Here is a 1,736-nt window from a genome sequence, read left to right as displayed (position 1 = left end):
TTACTGTAAAATATTAAATTTTCAAGGTTCTATTTTGGGGCTTTTGACCCTGGCATCATCTTCTATGCATTTAATAAAAAATGGAAGAGTATTCGTGAGTGTTGCAAATACTATGAAGTAAGATATGGATCTGTTATGTCTTACAAAAGAATCCACAAGTGTACAGCTGAAGAAGCAATCGCATATTGCAGAAATTTGAAAAAACTAGGTATATTTTATTTTAAGAAAGCGAGGTGGACAGATTTAAAAGAATGCTGCGATTATTACAATATAAATTATAAATCGTTATTGGCATATATGCAGAAAAATAAATCATCAAAAGAGAAGGCGCTCAGCCATTATTATCAGTATTATAAATATAATCGTTTTACATATAACCATGTGACTTATGACAGTTTCGCCGCATGCTGCATGGCATATGAGATTAAACCGATCTGCGTCCGGCGATATGCAAAAAGAAAGCATTTTCTGCTGCGGCATGCGCTTTCCAGCTATTTGAATTATCATAATAAAAGAAAAATATATTTCTGCGGACAGGAATATATTACATTTACATCATGTTGCAGAGCATTTGGATGCAATGCATCTTATGTGTCGGCATACGCAAAACGGCACGGAATATCCAGAGAAGAAGCTTTGAAATTTTATATCAATCGTATTGAAAAGCAGGAAGGACAAAAAATAGATTCCAGAACATTTGTATTCCGGGATAGTATTTATCATGATTTGAGTGACTGCTGCCGCAATCTTGGTATAAATGTCAGCAGCGTTTATGGTTACATGTGGAGAACAAAAAAGAGTAGGGTAGAGGCGGTTGAATATTATTATACAAAACCCTTTGTAGAATGAAAAGTATCTCTGTAAGCAGTGTGAGAGATAAAGCGAGAAAGAAAGGGATGTCTTTACAGGAAGCGGCAAAATATTATATTGAGAGAAATAGTTATGACTGATGAGTATGCAGTATAAGCGGATGGTAGAATTTGTGAGAAATGTGTTGCTGTTTATTGCAATTGTGATAAAATTAGGATAAAATAAAGATAGAAAAAGTGAAAGGAGAGGTGGAAATGATACAAATTCGCCCAGTTTCTGATCTCAGAAATAAATTTCCTGAAATTGAGACTCTTGTTAATAGTGGAAATCCTGTGTATTTAACTAAAAATGGATATGGAGCTATGGTTGTTTTAAGTTTAGAAGAGTATGCAAGCCTCACTGATAATATCGAAATGAAGCTTGATGAAGCTGACAGGCAGGCTGCGGGAACCGATGAAAGACTTTCTCACGAAAGCGTGTTCAAAAATGCAAGGAGTGCAATACATGGAAAATAAATCTTATCAGCTTCGCTACTTGCCAATATTTGAAACTGATTTGCTAAGTACGGTAAATTACATTACAAATGTCTTGAAAAATGAAGATGCAGCACATCGGTTGGTTGATGATATTGAAAGTGCCATATTGAAAAGGCTGGAAAATCCTCTTGCGTTTGAACCTTATCGTTCTGCAAAAAGGAGAGAGTATCCATATTATCGGATTTATGTGAGGAATTATGTGGTTATCGGGAATGTTATGGAAGTAAGGCGACTGATATATAGTGCGAGAGATACAGATCGTCATTTATAGCAGAATGATAAAAATGTAATTGCAAAATAGCGATAATTTATTTTAGAAAAATAGTAGTAGGAAACAATACAGAACTCCTCTATATGAGAATAAAGTTGTTCTCATATAGAGGAGTTCTG

Annotated in this window: 3 protein-coding genes; all 3 read left to right on the top strand. The window is 34.7% G+C overall.

All coding sequences use genetic code 11. The annotated features are described in order from the left end of the window. Positions 1-135: 135 nt before the first annotated feature. The 3 genes from PGU50_RS17890 to PGU50_RS17880 all read left to right on the top strand — a co-directional run bounded on the left by PGU50_RS17890 (position 136) and on the right by PGU50_RS17880 (position 1,617). On the top strand, positions 136-849 hold the full coding sequence (locus PGU50_RS17890) for a hypothetical protein (protein WP_270247652.1): 714 nt from the start codon (positions 136-138) through the stop codon (positions 847-849). Positions 850-1,064: 215 nt separating this feature from the next. Continuing rightward, the gene (locus PGU50_RS17885; RefSeq protein ID WP_044999282.1) at positions 1,065-1,325 is read left to right on the top strand and encodes a type II toxin-antitoxin system Phd/YefM family antitoxin; all 261 of its coding nucleotides are present in this window, start codon (positions 1,065-1,067) and stop codon (positions 1,323-1,325) included. Next, positions 1,315-1,617, top strand: coding sequence for a type II toxin-antitoxin system RelE/ParE family toxin (locus tag PGU50_RS17880; RefSeq protein ID WP_204575979.1), 303 nt, complete (start codon positions 1,315-1,317; stop codon positions 1,615-1,617). The genes PGU50_RS17885 and PGU50_RS17880 overlap by 11 nt, the downstream gene beginning before the upstream one ends. Positions 1,618-1,736: the final 119 nt, after the last annotated feature.

Origin of the sequence: Coprococcus sp. AM11-30B (assembly GCF_027674365.1) — a bacterium.
Taxonomy (GTDB): Bacteria; Bacillota; Clostridia; order Lachnospirales; family Lachnospiraceae; genus Allocoprococcus; species Allocoprococcus comes.
The sequence above is the reverse complement of the archived record's forward strand: the minus strand, read 5'-3'. Positions and strand labels throughout refer to the sequence as shown.

What these genes read in the sequence shown, in the direction of transcription:
- PGU50_RS17880 (WP_204575979.1), top strand. Translation starts at nt 1,315, where the DNA reads ATGGAAAATAAATCTTATCAGCTTCGCTACTTGCCAATATTTGAAACT.
- PGU50_RS17890 (WP_270247652.1), top strand. Translation starts at nt 136, where the DNA reads ATGTCTTACAAAAGAATCCACAAGTGTACAGCTGAAGAAGCAATCGCA.
- PGU50_RS17885 (WP_044999282.1), top strand. Translation starts at nt 1,065, where the DNA reads ATGATACAAATTCGCCCAGTTTCTGATCTCAGAAATAAATTTCCTGAA.